Genomic DNA, 324 nt, shown 5'->3' on the forward strand with positions numbered 1-324 from the left:
TCCTGCCCGATGCAGGTGAGCCGAGTATCAACTGCTGACAGAACAATTGCTACTGAGAAAGCTAAAGCCGAAGAGGTGGATACTCACCCGCCCCCATTCCTCGTTTGCAACCCCGACCAGCCTCTCGGAATGGGGGCTGAACGTCAGCACCTGTCGCATCTCTATTTTGCTGGGAACGTCGCAACTTTAACTTGCTAAAACAACTCCTGTAGCCGGGGTACATTCTATTTTAAACTGCAACATGCCAATGAATTCATGTGGTTAGCCATGGAGGAAATTGGATGTCAAATTGCTATTCACAGATCAACTTGCATGAACGCCGCC

1 protein-coding gene is annotated in these 324 nt (G+C 49.4%); it reads left to right on the forward strand.

Features of this window, described 5'->3' with window-relative positions:
• A partial coding sequence (locus ABE530_RS19730; protein ID WP_499695740.1) for a hypothetical protein occupies positions 1 to 198 on the forward strand: 198 nt, incomplete at its 5' end.
• Between the last annotated feature and the right edge of the window lie 126 nt (positions 199 to 324).

Origin of the sequence: Brucella sp. TWI559 (assembly GCF_039674265.1) — a bacterium.
Classification (GTDB): domain Bacteria; phylum Pseudomonadota; class Alphaproteobacteria; order Rhizobiales; family Rhizobiaceae; genus Brucella; species Brucella chromiisoli.